The sequence below is a fragment of the Bradyrhizobium sp. Arg237L genome (assembly GCF_029990105.1).
Classification (GTDB): domain Bacteria; phylum Pseudomonadota; class Alphaproteobacteria; order Rhizobiales; family Xanthobacteraceae; genus Bradyrhizobium.
The window spans coordinates 36430-56218 of the sequence record NZ_JAQMIL010000038.1; the positions used below are offsets into that span (position 1 = coordinate 36430).

Consider the following 19789-nt stretch of genomic DNA (forward strand, 5'->3'; position numbering starts at 1 on the left):
AAGGTCTGAATTATTCGGCAGCCATTTGGGACAGTTCAAGCTGAACGAGCCGCTCGACGGCCGGCTCCTGGAGAGCGCTTGGCGGCTTCAGCAATTGCTGAACCTCTGCGAGCAGCCGGTGAACGGCGGGATCGCGCATCGCGGCCCGAAGCAGGGCTCCGTTGTATTGGAGCCGGCTCTCGAAATCTGCCGGGCGTTCGCCGCGTGTCTCGGGATAGACCAGATCCGGGATCGCCGACATGTTCCAGGGACCCTCGACCAACGGCAGGCTTTCGGAAAAGAACGCCAGCGCCAGTCCGGCAAGCGGATCGGCCTTGGTCGCGCGCCCCTGCAGAAGCTGCCTCAGAAGGCGAGCTTCCTGCGCCGCCGCGCTCATGCCCTGGCCATAGACGGGGTTGAAGCGGCAGATCGAATCGCCGATCGGCAGCAGGCCGCGCGGGAATGCGCTCAGCCGGTCGAAACGGCGCCATACGCTGGCTGGGAAGGCATAGCGCTCGAATCCGCCCTGCCGCTCGGCATGCGCAATGGCGTTGTAGACCGTCTGCGTCTCGAGTCGCCTGGCATAATCCATGAAGCCGTCCGGCTCGGCCGGCGGCTGTTCGCCGAGCCGTCCCGAGAGCGTCACGACCCAGCGGTTGCCTTCGACCGGCATCAGATAGCCGCCGCGGCTGCGTTCCGGCGCGTGCGGGTGAGTGGCTACGCCGCCCCAATCGGTGGATGCATCCTGGGGAATGGCGAAGGTGGTCGTCGTATAATGGAGATCGACACCAATGACGATTTCATCCGGCACCGGCTGGCCGGACGAACGGAGCAGCGCCAAGGTTGGCGCACCGCGTCCGGAAGCGTCGACAACGAGATCGGCCGCGAGAGTTTCCTGCCGCCCATCAGAATCTTCACATATGACGCCTGTGACCATGGCGCCATCGGACGTAGCGGTGATCTCGAGCACCCGGCATCCCGGCCGGATCGTCAGGTTGGTCAGCCTCTCGGCCTGTCGGCGCGTGATCAGTTCTATCAGCGGACGGGATGCGCAGTAGAGGAACCAGCCGAAATCACGCGACGGGAGTGGACCGAGACCCGGGATCTCCATACGTACGTCGCGTGACATTCGAAGCGGCACCGAGCCGGCATTTGCCAGATCCCGCTCGAAATGCGGAAACAGATCGGTCAGCGCCCGCTGGCCGCCTGGCAGCAGAACGTGCAGATGCCGGGATTGCGGCGTGCCGGCTCGCGGCACTGCCTGTTCAGGCAGGCGGTCGCGCTCAAGCACGATCACCCGTTCGAAGTGGTCGGCCAGCGCACGCGCTGCGGCCAAACCAGCCATGCTCGCACCGATCACTACGGCCTGCTTACCGATCGCTCTGACTACCATCGCAGTCCTCTCCTCATCCGCGCAGCGGTGTCGCATCATGAGGGGACGAACGGGTTACAGCGTGATTTCAGCGCGGAAGAAGCGCGTTACGATCGTAGTGCCGCGAGGCGATGACCGCCTGATCTGAGCACAAAGTGTACATCTGAGATTGCTCTACCCTGCGAGCACCAGATCGCTGGCCTTCTCGGCGACGGCGATGGCGGCGGCATTGGTCATCGCCTGCGGGATCCCGGGGAACAGCGAGGCGTCGATGACGCGCAGACCCGCAACGCCTTTCACGCGCAAGGACTCGTCGACGACGGCACCGATGCGGCACGTGCCGACAGGATGATGGAACGAATCCGTCGCGCGAAGAATGAACTTGCGGATGTCACCGGCGGTCTTTGCCTCGGGCCCCGGATAGACTTCGCGTGCGCGCCAGTCGGCAAACGCTTTACCGGCACCGATCTCGCGGGCGAGAGAAACGCCCTCGACAAGAAGGTCCATGTCGGCCGGCTCGGAGAGATAGTTCGGATCAATCAGAGCAGGAGCCCGCGGATCACCCGAAGCGAGTTTCACGCTGCCGCGGCTGCGGGGTCGCATCAGGCAAGAAACGAGCACGTAAGCCGGTGGAGGCAACGGGCCGACGCTCGGCAGGACGAACGGCAAGGACAGGCACATCACAAGGTGTTCCGGGCTGTCATTTGGGTCGCTGCGCGGCACGTAGAGGACAGCGTCGGCATGGTTGTAGTGCGAGCGCGGCACCTCGCGCCGTGCGGCGTACGCCACGCCCGCGACCAATGGATGGTCCTCAAGATGGCGGCCGACATCCGGCAGATCCACGGCAACGGGAATGCCGAATGACCGGAGCTGGTCGGCCGGGCCGATTCCCGACAGCATCAAAAGGCGTGGCGAATCGATCGCACCGGCGCAAAGCAGCACCTCGCTCGCGGCCCGCACGATGCGTTCGGCGAGCCGCACGCCGATGCACCGTCCAGCTTCGATCACGAGACCCAGCACTTCCGTGTCGACCAGCAGATCGACCGTCACGCTTTCGAGACTTCCGAGATACGCCGTCGCCGCATCGTGGCGGGCGCCGTCCTTGATACTGAGTTGATTCCAGCCGACGCCGGTCGTGACCTCTCCTCCGATATCCGATGACATCGGGAACCCGAGGTCTTGCGACGCCGTGACGAAGGCGGATGCCACCGGATTGCGATCCGTGACATCCGCGAGCGACAAGACGTTGAGAGGACCACTGCCTCCCCGCCATGCGCTGGCACCACCGGAGAAAGTCTCGGCGCGTTTGAAATATGGCAGAAGGTCCGCCGCACGCCACCCCGCGGGCCAGCGGTCATACGCAGCCGGGTGGCCGCGCTGATAGGCGAGCGCATTGATCGTACTGGAGCCGCCCACGACCTTGCCGCGCGGACATCGGATGATGCGGCCTCCCAATCCCGCTTGAGGGGTCGTCAAATAGCGCCAGTCAAGCTCGCTGCCCTGCAGCTTGGGCCATTCCTGCGGATCCCTGACCGCCGCCAGCTTCGTTTCTCCGCCGGCCTCGACAAGGAGCACCCGTCGTCCAGCCAGAGCGAGCCGGTGCGCCATGACGCAACCGGACGAGCCCGCACCGACAATGATGTCGTCGTAAGACGAACCGGGCTGCTCAGGCGAATGCAATATGCGGACGCCGGATGCGGCCCCTGCCCCGGCGCCTGCGGACCGAGCCAGGCTCGACAGCGCGAGCCCGCCGCCGAACGTTGCCGCCAGGGCGTTGCGGCGATTGACCGGCCGGCTCGTGAAGCCGCCGCTATGATCGCCGGCGATCGTGCTGGTCATTGGTCACCCCCCGCCTTCACAGCTCGCTTCGTTGCGCCATTCTTTTTACGCTTTTCCTCTCGGTGCAAAGTGGTTACGGAACATCACGACGATCCTGCCGAATTGTTCGATCACTGCGGTGACTGGCCGCCGCAAATCCGCTATTTTTGCGGCCCACTTCGAAGGTCGAAACATGGTGCGCGCCAGCAATGTAATGATCGGGACGTTGGCGCTGGCGTTGATCGCCGGCGCGCTCGGCGGCTGGCTCGGCTACCGCAAATATGCCGGAATCCAGCAGCAGGTGCCGTTCCGGGTGATCTTTGAAGGCTCGGCTTCGGGCCTGCGCCGCGGCGGCAGCGTGAATTTCGCCGGCGTGCGCATCGGCGAGGTGGAGTCGATCAGGCTCGACCGTCACCGCGTGATCGCCATGACGCGGATCGAGAAAACCGCACCGATCAAGAAGGACACCCAGGTCGGCCTCGAATTCCAGGGCCTGACCGGCATCGCCGCGATCTCCTTCACCGGCGGCACCGACGAGGCGCCGCTTCCGCCGACCGGCGCTGACGGCATTCCGGAACTGACCGCCGATCCCCTGGGAACGATGGGCATCCAGGAAAAGATCCGCGCCGTGCTGCGCAATGTCGACACTGTCATCGACGACAACGAGGATGCGATCAGGGACACGCTGCGGGGGTTCGAGACCTTCACCGCCTCGCTGTCGAGCAATGGCGAGAAGATCAGCAGCGTCATCAGCACCGCCGAGGCGGGCGTCAATGCCGTCGACGACGGCATGAGCCGCACCGAAGCATTCCTGAAGAGCCTCGGCAGCGACAAATATGGCGGCGAATTGCTGCCGACCGTCATCTCGCTGCGCGAACTGATCGAGAGCTTCGACAAGAAGTCAGGTGCGATGATGGCCGATACGAGGAAGATGCTCGGCGATATCAGCCAGTCCGTGAACCAGGCGAACCGGAAATTTGGCGGAACCGGCGGCGGGCGCTAACGTGGGGCGACGATAACAAATACGGAAACGCCCGCCGTGCACGACGGTCTTGATCGGCAGCGTCAGACGTCATTGCAAGCCGCTGGAATGGATTGCTTCGTCCGCTGCGCTCCTCGCAATGACGGCGCCTACCCGCTCTTGAACTTGCTGTAGGCCTCGCTGGTCGCGATGATCACGTGCTCGGCGCAGCCGTTGCGGCGGTGGGGGTCGCAGAGAGTTTCGTAATCGGCCGAGGTCATCATGTCGATGAAGGCCGAGACGGCGGGGTAATAGACCAGCGCCAGGTAATCCCACTGGTTGCCGTCTGGCCGGCCGAGCGCGACCGTTTTGGCATTGCCGGTCCAGAGCAGCGTGCCGCCCCGCGCCTTGATCATCGGCACCGTGAGCGCGCTGTAGCGCAGATAGGCGTCCCAGCCCGAGCCGTCGCCATCGAGCGAGCGCTCGCGAAAGCGCATCAGGTTCACCATCACGACCGGCTCCTGCGGCTGCAGCGCCTTGAGGCCTTCGACGTTCAAGAGGTCCACGCCCATCCATCTCTCCGATGATTCCTTGCAGTTCAGCATCGCATATGTCGCTTCCATGACGCGCCAGCGGCAGCGCGCATGGCTGCTCTCTTCCGGAGCGTCTTGTCGCACGGGGAGAATCCGGCAAAAAGGGCTGATAGCATGACCGATCTCCGCGCCTTGCCGTCCGCATCAGCTCCCACACGCCGCTCCGCGATCGCCTGGCTCAACAACCAGCCCTATCTGCTGCTCAGTCTGACCTCGCTGTTCTGGGCCGGCAATATCGTGATCGCGCGCTATGTCGGCAATCACGTGCCGCCGCTGACGCTGTCCTGCCTGCGCTGGTCGGGCACCTGCCTCATCCTGCTGCCCTTTGCCTGGCCGCATCTGCGGCAGGACTGGCCGGCGCTGCGCGCCCGCCTGCCGCTGATGCTGCTGCTCTCATTGACCGGCTTCGCCTTCAACAATGCGATCTCCTATTGGGGGCTGCAATACACCCAGGCCCTCAACGCGCTCCTGATCCAGTCGGCGGGGCCGCTGTTCGTGGCGCTGTGGGCCCTGGTGCTGTTCGGCGTGCGGCTGACCGGCGCGCAGCTCGCCGGCATCACCCTCTCGCTGGCCGGCGTCCTCACCATCATCCTGCGCGGCGATCTCGGCGCGCTCGCCTCCATCAGCTTCAATCGCGGCGATGTGATGCTCGCCTCCGCGCTTTTGTCGTTCGGACTCTATTCCGCGCTGATGATGCGGCGCCCGGTGACGCATCAGCTCTCGCTGATCGCGTTCACCACCGGCTGCGGAGCCTTGATGCTGGTGCCCGGCTCGATCTGGGAATATCTGACCGGCGCCACGCTCAAGTTCGACGCGCTGACGCTGGGAACGCTGGCCTATGTCCTGATCTTCCCCTCGGCGCTGGCCTATCTGTTCTTCAACCGCGGCATCGCGATGATCGGACCGAACCGGGCCGCGCCGTTCTTCCATTTGGTGCCGGTGTTCGGCTCGGCGATGGCGATCTTCCTGCTCGGCGAGGCGCTGCAGCCGTTTCACCTGATCGGCTACGCGCTGGTGCTGGCCGGCGTCGTGATCGCGTCACGGCGGAGCTCGACCAAACGGTGAATGCGGCACGGCAACGCCTTCCGCTTTCGGCCGTGACCGGCTAGTTTCCCCGGCAACCAACTGCCCATAAACCCAGCGGGGGAAACGACGATATGATCTCTGGACTGAAACACCATTGGCACATGCTGGCGGCGGCATCCCTGGCATTCGCGCTGCTGTCCGGCGCGGCCACGGCGCAGGCACCGGGCTACCCGAACCGCAACATCACGCTGGTATTGGCGTTCGCGGCCGGCAGCGGCACCGACACCACGACGCGCCTGATCTCGAAGGAGGTCGGCACTGCGCTCGGCGTCACCATGGTGATCGACAACAAGGCGGGTGCCAACGGCTCGATCGCGGCGAGTTACGTCGCCCGCTCCGCGCCCGACGGCTACACCCTGTTCGTGACGACCAACACGACGCACTCGGCCAATCCCTATCTGCTCAAGACCATGAGCTACGACCCGGTCAAGGACTTCACGCCGATCGCGCGAACCGGCGACTTGCCGTTCATGCTGGTGATCAATCCGGAAATCCCGGCCAACTCAGTCGCCGAACTGATCGCGCTCGCCAAGAAGGAGCCGGGCAAATACTCCTACGCCAGCGGCAGCTCATCGGCCATCGTGTCGGGCGCGACCTTCGCCCGCCTCGCCGGCATCGATCTGTTGCACGTCCCCTACAAGAGCTCGCCGCCCGCACTCACCGACGTCATCGCCGGCCGCGTCTCCATGATGTTCGTCGACGTCCCGACCGGGCTGCCGCACGTCAACGCCAAGGCGCTGAAACCGCTGGCCGTCACCACCAAGCGGCGCTCGGCGCTGCTGCCGGAGCTGCCGACCATGGATGATACTGTGAAAGGCTTCGACATCACCTCATGGCAGGGCTATCTCGGCCCGGCCAATATGCCCAAGGACATCGTGGTCAGGCTGAACGCCGAGATCCGCAAGGTCGTCGAGCGTCCCGACATCAAGAGCCAGCTCGCCGAACGCGGCATGGAAGCATTTTCGAGCACGCCTGAGGAATTCGACGCATTCCTGAAAGAACAGCTTGTGCTCTGGGAAAAGCTGATCACGGAAGCCGGGATCGAGAAGCAATAGTTGTGGTGCCGTAGGGTGGGCAAAGCGACTTGTCCGCCGTAGCTCGAAGAGCGAAGGCGGAAGCGTGCCCACCATCACGAGCGTCGCGCTAAATGGTGGGCACGGCGCTGACGCGCCTTTGCCCACCCTACGATAGAACCTCGCCCGGATTCGTCATTGCGAGGAGCGCAGCGACGAAGCAATCCATGCCTCCACAAGCGGTGAGATGGATTGCTTCGCTGCGCTCGCAATGACGCGAGATAATAGACCAAGCTTACGCCGCGCGTACCTTCGCCAGGAACTGATCGACGGCGTTGCGGAGCATGCCGGACTGGGTGTCGAGCTCGCGGGCGTTCGACAGCACGTCGGACGCCGCGGTGCCGGTGGCGGTGGCGGCCGTGGTGACGCCGCCGATATGGGTGGAAATCTCGCTCGAGCCAGTCGCGACCTGCTGGATGTTGCGCGCGATCTCGCGCGTCGCATCGCCCTGCTGGTCGACCGAGGTCGAGATGCTGGCGGTGATCTCGCTCATCTGGGCGATCGTCCCGGTGATGCCGCCGATCGAGGCGACCGCCTCCGTGGTCGAGGCCTGCATGGCGGCGACCTGGGCGGAGATCTCCTCGGTCGCTTTCGCGGTCTGGTTGGCGAGCGCCTTCACCTCTGAAGCGACCACCGCAAAGCCGCGGCCGGATTCGCCGGCGCGCGCGGCTTCGATGGTGGCGTTGAGTGCCAGCAGATTGGTCTGCGCGGCGATCGAGTGGATCAGCTTCACCACCTCGCCGATCTTCTCCGCACCGGTGGAGAGCGCCTGCACGGTGGCGTTGGTGCGCTCGGCATCGGCCACCGCCTTGCTCGCGATCTCGCTGGATCGCGCGACCTGGCGGGAGATCTCGGTCACCGAGCTCGACAGTTCCTCGGCCGCGGCAGCCACGGTGCCGACATTGTTCGAGGCGCTTTCGGACGCCGCGCTGACCGTCGCAGCCCGCGCGCTCGCGTCGCTCGCGGTCGCCGTCATCGATTGCGCTGTGGTCTGCATGCCGGCCGCAGCGGTCGCGACCGAACGGACCACGCCGGTGATGCTGCGCTCGAAATCGTTGGCGATATTCTCCATCGCGGCACGGCGCTCGGCCGCAGCGCGGGCCTGCGTCTCCGCTTCTGCCTGCTCGAGGCCGCGGATGCGAACCGCATTGTCCTTGAAGATCTGCACCGTCGCCGCCATGGCGCCGACCTCATCGCCGCGGCCGACGCCGGGAATATCGCCATCGAGCTTGCCGTCGGCGAGTTCCCGCATCCTTGTGCCGAGCTGGCCGAGCGGCCTGGTAATGCTGCGCCCGATCAGCCAGGCGATCGAGCCGGAGATGATGGCGATGCCGAGGATCGAAAGGCCAAGCAGCCAGGCGATCGGCGCCAGCTTGGCATCGATATCGTCGATATAAGCCCCGGTGCCGAGATACATGTCGAAGCCGGGAACGGCGACGGCATAGCCGATCTTGCGGATCGGCTTCTGTTCGCCCGGCCGCACATATTCGTAGGTGAGGAGGATTTCGCCCTTCGCCTTCACGCCATCCATCAATTCGCGGGACAGCTTGCGGCCGTTGGTGACCACGTCCATGCGGTTGGCGCCGATCTGCTTGGGATCGGGCGCAAGGACGGTGATGCCATCATAGGAGGTGCCGAACAGGTAGCCGGAGCCGTTGTCATAGGTCATGGAGTTGCCGCGCTTGCCGAGCTCGGCGAGCGCCGCCTCCTTGGTCATCCGCCCGGCATCGACCTCCTTTTTCAGGCCGGCCGCCATGTTCACGGCCATCTCGACCATCGCCTTGGTCTGGTCGATGCGCGCCTTCATCATTTCGCGCTGCATCAGATGACCCGCGAGGACGCCGGCGGCGCAGAGGCCAAGGATGGTCACCCCCACCAAAATGCCGAGTTTGGGGGTGATCTTGAGGTTGGTCAGCTTCACAGGGCGTCTCCGGGGAATGGCGCGCTTGCGTGTTTGGCGGATTGATTCGGCCCACCCTAATGTGAGAGCCTTTAGCGTCAGGTTACGAAGCCTCTCCGTAAAAGCCCGGGAAAGCCGCCCCCAAGGCAACCGGGAACGGCGCGGAGCGCTTCGGCTCGCGAGGACGCGGCAGCGACGACTTGTCGCGGCCGAAATTACGGCCGAACAACCAACAACCGAAGAAGAAAATCGGAGCAGGAGATGTCGAAGTTCAGGGTGGTGACGCCGAAGGGCGCAAGCTTCACGGTGGCCGGCGGCGGCTACGATTATGAAAAGGAAGCGCTCGATCCGATCGGCGCCGAGATCATCGAGGCGCCCGCCAACGAGGCGGAATTCATCGCCGCCGCCAGGACGGCGGATGCGATCTACGCCAAGGGCATGCCGATCACCAAGGCGGTCATCGATGCGCTCGAGAACTGCAAGGTGATCACGCTTGGCACCGTCGGCGTCGACAGCGTCGACATCAAGGCGGCAACCGCCCGCGGCATCCCCGTCACCAACATCCCCGACACCTTCATCGAGGAAGTCGCCGATCACGCGATGATGCTGCTGCTTGCCGGCTTCCGCCGCCTGGTCGAGCAGGACAAGATGGTGCGCGAAGGACGCTGGACCGAAGGACGCCCGGCGCTGCTGAAAATTCCGCGCCTGATGGGACAGACGCTCGGCTTCATCTCGTTCGGACGCGTGGCGCGCGCGGTGGCGAAGCGCGCGGCCCCGTTCGGCCTGCGGATGATCGCCTACGATCCGTTCATCCAGGAAACGCTGATGTCGGAACACAACGTGCTGCCGGCGACGCTGTCGGAGGTGCTGTCGCAATCCGACTTCGTCTCGATGCATGCGCCGGCACGGCCCGAGGTGCATCACATGCTCACCGAGAAGCATTTCCGGCAGATGAAGAAGAGCGCGATCTTCATCAATACCGGACGCGGCGCCACGGTCGAGGAGGAAGGGCTGATCAAGGCGCTGCAGGAAGGCTGGATCGCGCATGCCGCGCTCGACGTGCTGGAGAAAGAGCCGCCGTCGCACAACAATCCCCTGCTCCGCATGGACAACGTCACGCTGACCGCCCATGTCGCCTCCGCATCTGCACGTTTCGATGAAGCGCGCAAGCGCCGCGTGGGCTACGAATTGTCACTGGTGCTTTCCGGGCTGTGGCCGGTAAGCTGCGTCAATCCGTCGGTGCTGCAGAATACCTCGCTCCGGCGCTGGCAGCCTGTCAGCATGGATCGCGGCCCGAACAGCTAGCCGGCGGGGAACGCGCGTTTCCCGTGACGCGGAAATTGCGGGGCAAAAGTCTCAAGGCGATCGCTTCGGCCCCATGAGGACTGAGGCTCACGTTCACCGGCGAGTAACGCCGGGAACGAAAAACAAGGGAGGAGACTATGGGGAACGACCTCACCCGTCGTGACGCGTTGGTGCTCGGCCTCTCGGCCGCGGCGCTGGCGGCAACCGGCGCTTCGGCGCAATCAACCGAATCGCGCGTCAAGGCGGCCGACATCGCCGCACCGTCGCTACCGATCGAGAAGGGCGCGAGCCTGCGGATGCTGCGCCCGGTCCGCTTCGTCAAGGCCGACGAGGACGTGTTCCGCACCAACGCCGCCAAGTTCACCGAGAAGATGGGCGTCGAGGTCAAGGTCGATTTCGTCGGCTGGGAGGACATCAACCAGCAGACGGCGGTGACCTCGAACTCCGGCGCCGGTCCCGACATCATCATCGGCTTCTCGGACGCGCCGCATATCTACGCCGACAAGCTGATCGAACTCACCGATGTCGCCGAGTATCTCGGCAAGCGCTATGGCGGCTGGCAGACGCTGGCCCAGAAATACGGCAAGCGCGCCAAGGGCAACGCCTGGATCGGACTGCCGTTCGGCGCCAGCGGCGGGCCGCTGGTGTACCGCAAGTCGGTGCTGCAATCGATCGGCTACGACAAGATACCGGAAGATCATGCGGGCGTGCTGGACGTCTGTCGCAAGCTGCAGAAGGCCGGCAAGCCCGCAGGCTACGCGCTCGGCAACGCCGTCGGCGACGGCAACGGCTTTGCCAACTGGATCCTGTGGTCGCACAATGCCTCCCTGCTCGATGAAGAGGGCAACGTCACCATCAACAGCAAGGAGACGGTGGCCGCGCTGAAATATCTGAAGGAGCTGTATCCGACCTTCATCGCCGGCACGCCGTCCTGGAACGACGTCTCCAACAATCGCGCCTACTCCTCGCAGGAAATCGCGCTGACGGCCAACGGCGTCTCGCTCTATTTCGCGCTGAAGAACGATCCGGCGACCGCTGCGATCGCCGAGGACACCGAGCATCAGTTCCTGCCGAAGGGCCTCGCAGCCTCCACGCCGATGTCGGGGCTGACGCTGAACGCCATGGTGTTCAAACACAGTCCCTATCCGAACGCCGCCAAAGCCTTCCTGCAATTCATGCTGGAGAAGGAGCAGTACGAGCCGTGGCTGAACGCCAACAGCGGGTACTGGTCGCAGCCGCTCGCGGCCTACGCGGATGCTGCCGTGTGGTCCGGCGATCCCAAGGTCAAGATCTTCAAGGACACCATGAAGAGCCAGTATTACGCCGGCTACAAGGGCCCGATCTCGACCGCGACCGGCGCCGTCAATGCCGACTATGTGCTGGTGCAGATGTGCGCGTCGGTCGCGACAGATGCCGCAACGCCGGAGGCCGCGGCCGCTGAAGCCGAGCGGCGCTGCAAGCGATATTTCCGCAGATGAGACCGCACTAGTCGCGTTCCGTCATTCCGGGATGGTCCGAAGGACCAGACCCGGAATCTCGAGATTCCGGGTTCGATGCTGCGCATCGCCCCGGAATGACAGCCCAAAGCAGGACACGTATTCATGTCCGTGACCACACTATCTCCCCGAGGCATCGCGCTGCGCCAGCCGAACTGGTTCGCGCGCCTGCTCGACTACAAGCCGTTCCTGATCGTCGTGTGCCTTGCGCCGGCGATCGGGCTACTCGCCGTGTTCCTCACCTATCCGCTCGGGCTCGGCGTCTGGCTCGCCTTCACCGACACCACGATCGGGCGGCGCGGCATCTATGTCGGGCTGGAGAACTTCCAGTACTTGCTCAGCGATCCCCTGTGGTGGGGCGCGGTGTTCTACAGCGTCTTCTATACGGCGGTCGCGACCTTCGGAAAATTCGCACTCGGCTTCTGGCTCGCGCTCTTGCTCAACAACCACTTCCCGTTCAAGAGCATCCTGCGCGCCATCGTGCTGCTGCCATGGATCGTGCCGACCGTGCTGTCGGCGCTGGCATTCTGGTGGATCTACGATCCGCAATTCTCGATCATCTCCTATCTGCTGGTCGATGTGCTGCACTGGCGCTCGACCAATATCGACTTCCTCGGTTCGGCCTGGCCGGCGCGGTTCTCGCTGATCGCCGCCAATATCTGGCGCGGCATCCCGTTCGTGGCGATTTCGCTGCTCGCGGGCCTGCAGACCATCTCGCCGTCACTGTACGAGGCGGCGATGCTGGACGGCGCCTCATCCTGGCAGCGCTTCCGCTACATCACCTTCCCGATGATGATGCCGATCCTCGCCATCGTGATGACGTTCTCGATCATCTTCACCTTCACCGATTTCCAGCTCGTCTACGCCATCACCCGCGGCGGGCCGGTGAATTCCACGCACCTGCTCGCGACGCTGGCGTTCCAGCGCGGCATTGCCGGCGGCGAGCTTGGCGAGGGCGCGGCGATCGCGGTGTCGATGGTGCCGTTCCTGGTGTTCGCGACGCTGTTCAGCTATTTCGGCCTGGCCCGGCGCAAATGGCAGCAGGGAGAGAGCGATGACTGACGCAGTCGCGCAACCAACCAACGTCGCCAGCGCCGCCCCCGACACCATGGCGTGGGACTCCCGCGCGCGGCGGGTGATGATGATCTACCTGCCGCTGGCCTGCTTCGTCATCATCCTGCTGTTCCCGTTCTACTGGATGGCGGTGACCGCGTTCAAACCGAACGCGGAGCTCCTGAACTACAAGGAGCACAACCCGTTCTGGATCTCCTCGCCGACACTGGCGCACATCCAGCACCTCCTGTTCAACACCGCCTATCCGCGCTGGCTGAAGACGACGATGCTGGTGGCGATCGGCTCTACTTTCCTGTCGCTGCTCGCGAGCACGCTCGCGGCTTACGCGATCGAGCGGCTGCGCTTCCGCGGCAGCCCCTATGTGGGCCTCGGCATCTATCTCGCCTATCTGGTGCCGCCGTCGATCCTGTTCATTCCGCTCGCGACCGTCGTGGTGCAGTTCGGCTTGTTCGACAGCCCGCTCGCGCTGATCCTGGTCTATCCGACCTTCCTGGTGCCGTTCTGCACCTGGCTGCTGATCGGCTATTTCAAGTCGATCCCCTATGAGCTCGAGGAATGCGCGCTGGTCGACGGCGCGACGCGGCTGCAGATCCTGCGACGGATCACGCTGCCGCTGGCCGTGCCCGGGCTGATCTCGGCCGGCATCTTCTCCTTCACGCTGTCGTGGAACGAGTTCATCTACGCGCTCGCCTTCATCCAGAGCAGCGCCAACAAGACCGTGCCGGTCGCGATCCTGACCGAGCTCGTCTCCGGCGACGTCTATCAATGGGGGGCGCTGATGGCGGGCTCGCTGCTCGGCTCGTTGCCGGTCGCGATCTTCTACTCGCTGTTCGTGGACTATTACGTCTCCTCGCTCACCGGCGCGGTGAAGGAATAAATGAGAGTGTAGCCCGGGTGGAGCCAACGGGTCGCGCGAACGCGCGCCCGATGACAGGCTCCGCGCAACCCGGGGCATCTGCGTCAACGTCTACCAGCGGTCCCGGGTTACGCTGGCGCTTCACCCGGGCTACATGCGGCGCCTATCGCAGCGAGAACGAGATCGGCACGTTGAAGCCCATCGCGGGGTGCTTCATGTCGGCGGGGAACGGCGGAAACGGCTGGGCCCGGCGAACCATCGCCACCACCTCCGCATCCAGCGCGGGATTGCCCGACGACCGGCCGAGCCGGCTCGACGTCACCTGTCCATTGCGGCCGAGTGTGAAAACGACGCTTGCGACGCCCTGCTGTCCGGCGGACTTGGCACCCGGCGGATATTGCTTGAAGCGCAGGAGATGGGCACGGACGATCTGATTGTAGGAGGCGACGGCGGCAGCAGATGCGCCGCTGCTGACGGCGGACATGGTCGGTCCCTGGCGCTCGACGCGTGGTGACGCAGTGGTGCGCGGCGCCGGCGGTGCCTCCGTCGGCTTCTTGGCGTCGGGGCGGACCACCTTCGGCTTGACCGGCGCCGGCTTATGGTCGGGAACGGGCTTTGCAGGTTCGGGCGTCGGCGGCGCCGGCTGCACCTTCTGCTCCGGTGGCGCCACCACCTCCGGCTTTTCCTGCGGCGGGGTCGGCGGGATCAGCTCTTCCACCGCCTGCTGCGGCGCCGGTTCGGGCGGCGAAGCGTCAGCGGCCTGCATCTCGGGGCCCGGCGCGAGATCCAGCGGCGTCGATTGCGGCGCCGACGTCGCCGGCGCCATGTCGACCATGATCGCAGGCAGGGAGACACCGGGCAGCGGCTGCTCGCGATACCATTTCATGCCGGCCGCGATCAGCGCCGCATGGGTGGCGAGGATCGCGAGTGCCGAGATGCTCCAGCGCCGCAACGCGGTCTGGTCGGTGACGTCATGCAGCGCGAAGGCGTTCATTTGAGGATCAGCTCCGGCCGTCGAGGCCGACCAGCGCGATCTTGAGATAGCCCGCGTTGCGCAACAGGTTCATCACCTCCATCAATTCGCCGTAGCTCACCGCCCTGTCGGCACGCACGAAGATGCGCTCGTCCTTGCGGCCCTTGGTGGCGCCGTCGATAGTCGTGGCGAGCGCGTCACGCGCGACGATGTCCTCGCCGACGGCGACCGAGAGATCGGGTTTCACCGTGACGAACACCGGCTTGTCGGGGCGCGGCTGCGGCTCGGCGGTGCTCGCGGGCAGGTCGACGCCGAGATCGACGGTGGCGAGCGGTGCCGCGACCATGAAGATGATGAGCAGCACCAGCATGACATCGATGAAGGGGGTGACGTTGATCTCATGCGCCTCGACTAGATCGTCCTCGGCTCGAAACCGTCCGCCCCCTGCGCTGCCCGCCCCGAGCCTGACGCCCATCATTCACTCCGCGGCGCGGGCGAGGCGAAACAGGCCACGGTCGCCCTCGCGGCTGACCAGGAGCAGCACCATCGCGCAGGCATCTCCAAGCAGCGCGCGATGGGCGGCGATCGACCGCGTCAGATGATTGTAGATCACGACCGCGGGGATCGCCGCGACCAGCCCCAGCGCGGTCGCAAGCAACGCTTCGGCAATGCCGGGCGCGACCACCGCGAGGTTGGTCGTATGCGCCTCGGAGATGCCGATGAAGGAATTCATGATGCCCCAGACCGTGCCGAACAGGCCGACAAAGGGCGCGGTGGCGCCAATGGTCGCGAGCACACCGGTGCCGCGCGCGATCTGCCGTGCCATCGCGGCCTCCACCCGCTCCAACCTGAGCGCGGTACGCTCCTTGAAGCCGTCATCGAACACGCCGCCGGAAAGGCTCGCCTCGCGCGCCGCCGATTGGATGATCTGCGCCACCGCGTCGTCGCCGCCGCGGCTCGCCTGCTCCGCCTCAGCCAGCAGCGTATCCTTCTCGAGCAGGCGCAGCCGCTGTTTCGCCAGTGCCGTCTTGCGGCGGATCTCGATGGTTTTCGCCAGCCAGATCGTCCACGTCGCCAGCGAGGCGAAGGCCAAGCCGATCATGACCGCCTTCACCACGATGTCGGCGCTCTGGAACATGCCCCAGGGCGAGAGGTTGCGAGGCAATAGCGCGTTATCGTCGGCGGCGAAGCAAGCAGCCGGCCACAGCATTGCGCTGGAAGCGATCAGCGCCGTGACGATCGGGCGCCGGCAAAATCCATCGAACCATGCTTGCATGATCGCTTCCCGCCGTTGCTTCCTCAGGCCCCGCCCCTAGAGCTTCGGTTCTGATTGAATCAGAACCGAAGCTCTAGACTCTTGTATTGACGCGTTTTCTTCATGCGAACCGGTGTCCACTCCGCTCGAAAACGCTCTAGGCGCGATCCGCTCCGCGAGTGCACGGAAGCGCTGGAGCTGGTCGCCGCGCAGCGCGCGGGTCTCGTCGCGGCCGACGAACACCTTGAACATGATGCCGCCGTCGACATTGATGAAGGCGATGAAGGCCGACGACTTGCCCATGAAGGGGCGCTCGACAAACGCGATCGCCCCGGAACGCTCGTGGCGGAGATGGCCGTGCAAGCCCTTCGGCTGCATCAGGTTGAAATAGCCGCGGCCGATCTCGCCACCCGGTATTGCGCCGGTGAACTCGAAGATCGCATCGTCGGTGTGGACGATCAGCGTCACCTCGCCCAACCGGCAATGTCCTGCATGGCGGCGGCGAATTCGCCGCCTGCACCGATCCGCACCATCTCGCCCGGCAGCGCCTCGATCACCGCCAGCGGCGAAACTTTTCGCTCACGCGCGACGTCCTCGATCACGGCGCCGGGATTGTCGGCCATGTAGGCCCTGAGATCGGCAAGCTCCGTACTCGACATGGCGGTCTCCTTACGCGGCAGCGCTCGCCTTGCGTTCGGTCTGGATCACTTCAAAGCCCTCGAACTTGGGATGACCGAGATAGAGGCTCTCGCCGGTCTTGTTGTCGGCACGGGCATGCGCGCGGCGGAATTCTTCCGAGCGCGTCCAGGCTTCGAACGCCGCCTTGTCGACCCAGGTGGTGTGTGACGAATACAGCGTGTGGTCCTCGGCCTCAGGCCCCTTGAGCAGATGGAATTCGACGAAGCCCGGCAGGTTGCCGAGATAGGATTCCCGGGTAGCCCAGACGGTCTCGAACGCCTGCTCCGAGCCCTTCTTCACCTGGAAGCGGTTCATGGCGATAAACATTGTCGAATTCTCCTTCTGGTTTGCGGCGCTGGCCGCTCGTTGGGTTTTCGGCGCTGCGCCGCTTGCGCAGCCTGCCGGTTAAGTTGGTTGAAAACAAGAACGCGCCAAGCCGCGCTGGCATCAGCGCGGCCGGCGGCATGATGGTGATGGCCCTCCCGTCAGGGCTGCCGGTTCCTCGATCAGGTCCCTCCGAAGTGATATCTGAGGCCGCCCTTGAAGACGATCCCCGGCCCCGCGCTGGCCCATTTGACGTCGTTCTGGGTGTCGCCGGTGGAGCCGACCGGGATGGCGTAGGGACGGTAGTATTGATCCAGGAGGTTCTCGACCGAGAAGTTGAGCACCAGATCGCGCGTCGGCGTGTAGGCCACGTAGAGATTCACGAGATCGTAGGACGTCGCCGGCGTGAAGGTCGGCGGAATATTGTTATTGGCCAGCGCCGACGTCCACATCGCGGAGATCACCAGCGTGTTGTCGAGCAGGCGCACGCCGGCCGTGGTGGTGATCTTCTGCGGCGGGATGCTGTAGAGCCCGAGGCCGGTCTGGAGGTTCTTGCCCTGCATGTAGCTCCCGGCAATACCGACGAACCAGGTTCGCGCGTCGTACATCGTTTCGGCTTCGAACCCCTCGATGCGGGCCTCGGCGATGTTCTGGTACTGCACGAAGGGCAACACGGTGATGCGCGGTGCGGGCGGCGGACCGGTCGGAACCACCAGCGGAGGACCATAGGAAACCAGATCGATGTAGTTCTCGATATCGTTGCGGAAGAAGTTGAACTTGCCGCGGATGCTGTCGCCCGGCACGAACAGGTCGTTCTTCTTCAGGTTGAAGCCGATCTCCTTGTTCTTGCCGATCTCGGGCTTCAGGTTCGGATTGGGGACGAAGCAGAATGTCGAGTCGGCGCCGGGCCCCGGCGTGCCCGACGGACAACGGAAGAACGAATCGTTGATGGTGGCGCCGGAATGCGGGCCGTTGACGAGCGTCTCGGTAATCGACGGCGCGCGGTAGCCTTCGGCATAGCTGACATAGGGCGTCAGCATCGCGGCAGGCATCAGTCCGACCGTGATCTTCGGCGAAAGGCGGTCGCCGCTGGAGGACGTCGTCCCCGATTCCAACTGGTAATTGTCGTAACGCAGCGCCGAGATGGTTTCGACCAGGTTCTGGTAATTGGCCTTCCACTGCACGAAGCCGCCGGACACCGTGCGACGGCCGCCTGGCGTCGTCACCTCGGACGTGCCGCTCCTGTCGTTCGTGCTCACCTGGTCCTGGAACGCATCAAGACCGTAGGTGATGGCATTGTGCCAATCCAACAAATCGAAACGTGAGGTGTTGTGGATGTCGACGCCGAACGTGTCGAGGAGATAGCCGCGATTGCTGCCGATACAGCCGGAGACGGCGTTGCCGGGCACGCCACCGCAGAAAGCCGACGGCGTGGTGGTGGTATGCCCGGTCTTGACCTGGTCGTTCTCGGTGCGATTCCAGTAGACCTTCGCATCCCAGTCGAACAACCGGTCATCGGGCTGCGAATAGGTCCAGCCGAGCGTCGTCGTGTAGTTCTTCACGTTGCTCGCGTAGACCGACGTGCCGGAGAGATTGTTGGTTCCGTTCGCATTGGTCGAGTTGGGGTCGCCCGCACGCCGCGCCGGCTGACCGACGCTGTAGATATCTTCCTGGAAGATGGTGCCGAGCTTGACTTCGTGCCCATCGGCCGGGCGCACCGTCAGCTTGGCGATGCCGCTGGAGAGCCGGTTGCCGGTATTGGCGACTTCAAATCCGGTGCCGTCCTTGTAGTTCTCCTGCGTGCCGTAGGTGCCGCCCGCGAACACGTCCACATTGGGATTGACGCGAACACCGCCGAACGTCGAGGTGAGCCAGCGTCCCTCATTGCTGCCGAACACGTTGTTGACGTCGACGCCCCAGCGCTCGCCGGCGCGCACCACGTCCTCGATGTCCTTGGTGCGGAACGAGGCGACGCCGCCGATCGCGCCGGAGCCGTAGATGTTGGCCGTCGGGCCGCGCACGATGTCGATGCTGCTGATCAGCTCCGGATTGAGGAAGAAGGAGCCGTTCGCGAAGTGGCCGGTGCGCTGGTAGTTCTGCCGGGCGCCGTCGACCACGACCGCGACGCGGCCGAAATCCTGCAGACCGCGGATGTTGATCGACGTTGACGGCTCGTCGCCGCGATTCTGCACCCAAACGCCGGGCAGATTATAAAGGAGATCGCCGACCGTGTTGGGCAGGCGGCCCTGGATCTGCTCGAGCGTGACGACGCTGACCGGGGCAAGCGCGTCGATCGCGCGCTCCTCCATCTTCGATGCGGCAACGGTGATGGTGTCGAGCGATTGCACCGGCGTGCCGCCGATCTGCGCGCGCGCATTCATCACGGCCGCCGCCGCCTGCTGTTCCACTTTCGGCTTCGCCGGCTTGCGCTTCGCCTGCTTGGCGCGCTCCGACGCACGACCAGCCGGCTGCGCGTCCGCGGTCTGGGCGAACCCGGACTCGGAAAGCAGCAACCCGATTGAAACCACTGATGCGCCCAAAATGAGGGCGCGCGAAATCCTAGCCCCGTCAGCCATATTGCCCCAATCCAAAGATCTGCTTTTTGGGTCTGGCTGGCGTGCGCTCGCGAAATGATGCGAGCGGCTTGCTGGCTACCAAAATATACAGTGCGGGCCACCCGCCCGCGCCACGTTCACATTCGTTACGTCGCGGTAACAAAGTGGTCAACAACGGCACGGCACAGTTTATATCGATTGTAAACTGCAGTGATTGGATTGCGGTGCGGGCGACCTGTACAAACAGCCATCCAGAGAACGTTCGGGGCGCAGCAAAGAGGATATGGCGGCAACTTCCGGAGACGATACCGAAGGCGCCGGGGCGCGCACAGCAAATGCCTCACCCGCCGTGAGAAACCTCTCCATGACCGGCAACCGGATCGACAGCCGCGAGCTGTTCCAGAGCGAACGGGAGATCATGATCGCGCATGGCGACGAGATTTACCGGTTGCGTCTGACCTCGCAGAACAAGCTGATCCTGACCAAGTGAT

Annotated in this window: 17 protein-coding genes and 1 pseudogene; 8 read left to right on the plus strand and 10 right to left on the minus strand. The window is 64.6% G+C overall.

From position 1 onward, the window contains the following. Positions 1-10: 10 nt before the first annotated feature. Together OZ411_RS22870 and OZ411_RS22875 are read right to left on the minus strand one after the other, a co-directional pair. A complete protein-coding gene (locus OZ411_RS22870; RefSeq protein ID WP_282529752.1) occupies positions 11-1372 on the minus strand; it encodes an FAD-dependent monooxygenase in 1362 nt (453 codons plus the stop codon). Between the two features lie 153 nt (positions 1373-1525). Continuing rightward, the gene (locus OZ411_RS22875) at positions 1526-3190 is read right to left on the minus strand and encodes a GMC family oxidoreductase N-terminal domain-containing protein (protein ID WP_282529753.1); all 1665 of its coding nucleotides are present in this window, start codon (positions 3188-3190) and stop codon (positions 1526-1528) included. Between the two features lie 172 nt (positions 3191-3362). On the opposite strand from OZ411_RS22875, the gene OZ411_RS22880 reads away from it, so the two are divergent. After that, positions 3363-4172, plus strand: coding sequence for an MlaD family protein (locus OZ411_RS22880; RefSeq protein WP_282529754.1), 810 nt, complete (start codon positions 3363-3365; stop codon positions 4170-4172). A gap of 128 nt (positions 4173-4300) precedes the next feature. On the opposite strand, the gene OZ411_RS22885 is transcribed toward OZ411_RS22880, so the two are convergent. Then, complete coding sequence (locus tag OZ411_RS22885; RefSeq protein WP_282529782.1) at positions 4301-4702, minus strand: DUF1330 domain-containing protein; 402 nt, start codon at positions 4700-4702, stop codon at positions 4301-4303. 135 nt (positions 4703-4837) lie between these two features. On the opposite strand from OZ411_RS22885, the gene OZ411_RS22890 reads away from it, so the two are divergent. After that, positions 4838-5788 (plus strand): DMT family transporter, encoded by a 951-nt coding sequence (locus tag OZ411_RS22890; RefSeq protein ID WP_282529755.1) that lies wholly within the window; start codon positions 4838-4840, stop codon positions 5786-5788. A gap of 122 nt (positions 5789-5910) precedes the next feature. Further along, a complete protein-coding gene (locus OZ411_RS22895) occupies positions 5911-6864 on the plus strand; it encodes a tripartite tricarboxylate transporter substrate binding protein (protein WP_282529783.1) in 954 nt (317 codons plus the stop codon). A 253-nt stretch (positions 6865-7117) separates the two neighbouring features. On the opposite strand, the gene OZ411_RS22900 is transcribed toward OZ411_RS22895, so the two are convergent. Continuing rightward, positions 7118-8803, minus strand: coding sequence for a methyl-accepting chemotaxis protein (locus OZ411_RS22900; protein WP_282529756.1), 1686 nt, complete (start codon positions 8801-8803; stop codon positions 7118-7120). A 240-nt stretch (positions 8804-9043) separates the two neighbouring features. Between OZ411_RS22900 and OZ411_RS22905 the strand changes: the two genes are divergently transcribed. The 4 genes from OZ411_RS22905 to OZ411_RS22920 all read left to right on the plus strand — a co-directional run bounded on the left by OZ411_RS22905 (position 9044) and on the right by OZ411_RS22920 (position 13534). Next, positions 9044-10087 carry a C-terminal binding protein gene (locus tag OZ411_RS22905; protein ID WP_282529757.1) on the plus strand — a complete coding sequence of 348 codons (1044 nt, stop codon included), beginning with the start codon at positions 9044-9046 and terminating at the stop codon, positions 10085-10087. A 137-nt stretch (positions 10088-10224) separates the two neighbouring features. Next, positions 10225-11565, plus strand: a complete 1341-nt coding sequence (locus OZ411_RS22910) for an extracellular solute-binding protein (RefSeq protein WP_282529758.1) — start codon at positions 10225-10227, stop codon at positions 11563-11565. Between the two features lie 123 nt (positions 11566-11688). Next, positions 11689-12645 (plus strand): sugar ABC transporter permease, encoded by a 957-nt coding sequence (locus OZ411_RS22915; protein ID WP_130583112.1) that lies wholly within the window; start codon positions 11689-11691, stop codon positions 12643-12645. After that, complete coding sequence (locus OZ411_RS22920) at positions 12638-13534, plus strand: carbohydrate ABC transporter permease (protein ID WP_282529759.1); 897 nt, start codon at positions 12638-12640, stop codon at positions 13532-13534. The genes OZ411_RS22915 and OZ411_RS22920 overlap by 8 nt, the downstream gene beginning before the upstream one ends. 142 nt (positions 13535-13676) lie before the next feature. Here OZ411_RS22920 and OZ411_RS22925 read toward each other — a convergent pair whose 3' ends face one another. The 6 genes and pseudogenes from OZ411_RS22925 to OZ411_RS22950 all read right to left on the minus strand — a co-directional run bounded on the left by OZ411_RS22925 (position 13677) and on the right by OZ411_RS22950 (position 19319). Further along, positions 13677-14507 carry a TonB family protein gene (locus tag OZ411_RS22925; protein WP_282529760.1) on the minus strand — a complete coding sequence of 277 codons (831 nt, stop codon included), beginning with the start codon at positions 14505-14507 and terminating at the stop codon, positions 13677-13679. A 7-nt stretch (positions 14508-14514) separates the two neighbouring features. Continuing rightward, positions 14515-14961 carry a TonB system transport protein ExbD gene (gene exbD / locus OZ411_RS22930; RefSeq protein WP_282529761.1) on the minus strand — a complete coding sequence of 149 codons (447 nt, stop codon included), beginning with the start codon at positions 14959-14961 and terminating at the stop codon, positions 14515-14517. 3 nt (positions 14962-14964) lie between these two features. Continuing rightward, positions 14965-15696: a tonB-system energizer ExbB gene (gene exbB, locus OZ411_RS22935; RefSeq protein WP_130581545.1), complete on the minus strand. Its 732-nt coding sequence runs from the start codon at positions 15694-15696 to the stop codon at positions 14965-14967. Between the two features lie 207 nt (positions 15697-15903). Next, a pseudogene (gene hutX / locus OZ411_RS22940) lies at positions 15904-16400 on the minus strand (heme utilization cystosolic carrier protein HutX); the annotation flags it as partial. Between the two features lie 10 nt (positions 16401-16410). After that, positions 16411-16746 (minus strand): antibiotic biosynthesis monooxygenase, encoded by a 336-nt coding sequence (locus OZ411_RS22945; protein WP_130581534.1) that lies wholly within the window; start codon positions 16744-16746, stop codon positions 16411-16413. A 179-nt stretch (positions 16747-16925) separates the two neighbouring features. Continuing rightward, positions 16926-19319, minus strand: coding sequence for a TonB-dependent hemoglobin/transferrin/lactoferrin family receptor (locus tag OZ411_RS22950; protein ID WP_282529762.1), 2394 nt, complete (start codon positions 19317-19319; stop codon positions 16926-16928). 262 nt (positions 19320-19581) lie between these two features. On the opposite strand from OZ411_RS22950, the gene OZ411_RS22955 reads away from it, so the two are divergent. Then, complete coding sequence (locus tag OZ411_RS22955) at positions 19582-19788, plus strand: hemin uptake protein HemP (protein ID WP_282529763.1); 207 nt, start codon at positions 19582-19584, stop codon at positions 19786-19788. Position 19789 lies beyond the last annotated feature (1 nt).

Bases quoted from the DNA above. Each gene is read 5' to 3' on its own strand.
- OZ411_RS22870 (WP_282529752.1), bottom strand. From the start codon at position 1,372: ATGGTAGTCAGAGCGATCGGTAAGCAGGCCGTAGTGATCGGTGCGAGC.
- OZ411_RS22875 (WP_282529753.1), bottom strand. From the start codon at position 3,190: ATGACCAGCACGATCGCCGGCGATCATAGCGGCGGCTTCACGAGCCGG.
- OZ411_RS22880 (WP_282529754.1), top strand. From the start codon at position 3,363: ATGGTGCGCGCCAGCAATGTAATGATCGGGACGTTGGCGCTGGCGTTG.
- OZ411_RS22885 (WP_282529782.1), bottom strand. From the start codon at position 4,702: ATGGGCGTGGACCTCTTGAACGTCGAAGGCCTCAAGGCGCTGCAGCCG.
- OZ411_RS22890 (WP_282529755.1), top strand. From the start codon at position 4,838: ATGACCGATCTCCGCGCCTTGCCGTCCGCATCAGCTCCCACACGCCGC.
- OZ411_RS22895 (WP_282529783.1), top strand. From the start codon at position 5,911: ATGCTGGCGGCGGCATCCCTGGCATTCGCGCTGCTGTCCGGCGCGGCC.
- OZ411_RS22905 (WP_282529757.1), top strand. From the start codon at position 9,044: ATGTCGAAGTTCAGGGTGGTGACGCCGAAGGGCGCAAGCTTCACGGTG.
- OZ411_RS22910 (WP_282529758.1), top strand. From the start codon at position 10,225: ATGGGGAACGACCTCACCCGTCGTGACGCGTTGGTGCTCGGCCTCTCG.
- OZ411_RS22915 (WP_130583112.1), top strand. From the start codon at position 11,689: ATGTCCGTGACCACACTATCTCCCCGAGGCATCGCGCTGCGCCAGCCG.
- OZ411_RS22920 (WP_282529759.1), top strand. From the start codon at position 12,638: ATGACTGACGCAGTCGCGCAACCAACCAACGTCGCCAGCGCCGCCCCC.
- OZ411_RS22925 (WP_282529760.1), bottom strand. From the start codon at position 14,507: ATGAACGCCTTCGCGCTGCATGACGTCACCGACCAGACCGCGTTGCGG.
- exbD (WP_282529761.1), bottom strand. From the start codon at position 14,961: ATGGGCGTCAGGCTCGGGGCGGGCAGCGCAGGGGGCGGACGGTTTCGA.
- exbB (WP_130581545.1), bottom strand. From the start codon at position 15,696: ATGCTGTGGCCGGCTGCTTGCTTCGCCGCCGACGATAACGCGCTATTG.
- OZ411_RS22945 (WP_130581534.1), bottom strand. From the start codon at position 16,746: ATGTTTATCGCCATGAACCGCTTCCAGGTGAAGAAGGGCTCGGAGCAG.
- OZ411_RS22950 (WP_282529762.1), bottom strand. From the start codon at position 19,319: ATGGCTGACGGGGCTAGGATTTCGCGCGCCCTCATTTTGGGCGCATCA.
- OZ411_RS22955 (WP_282529763.1), top strand. From the start codon at position 19,582: ATGGCGGCAACTTCCGGAGACGATACCGAAGGCGCCGGGGCGCGCACA.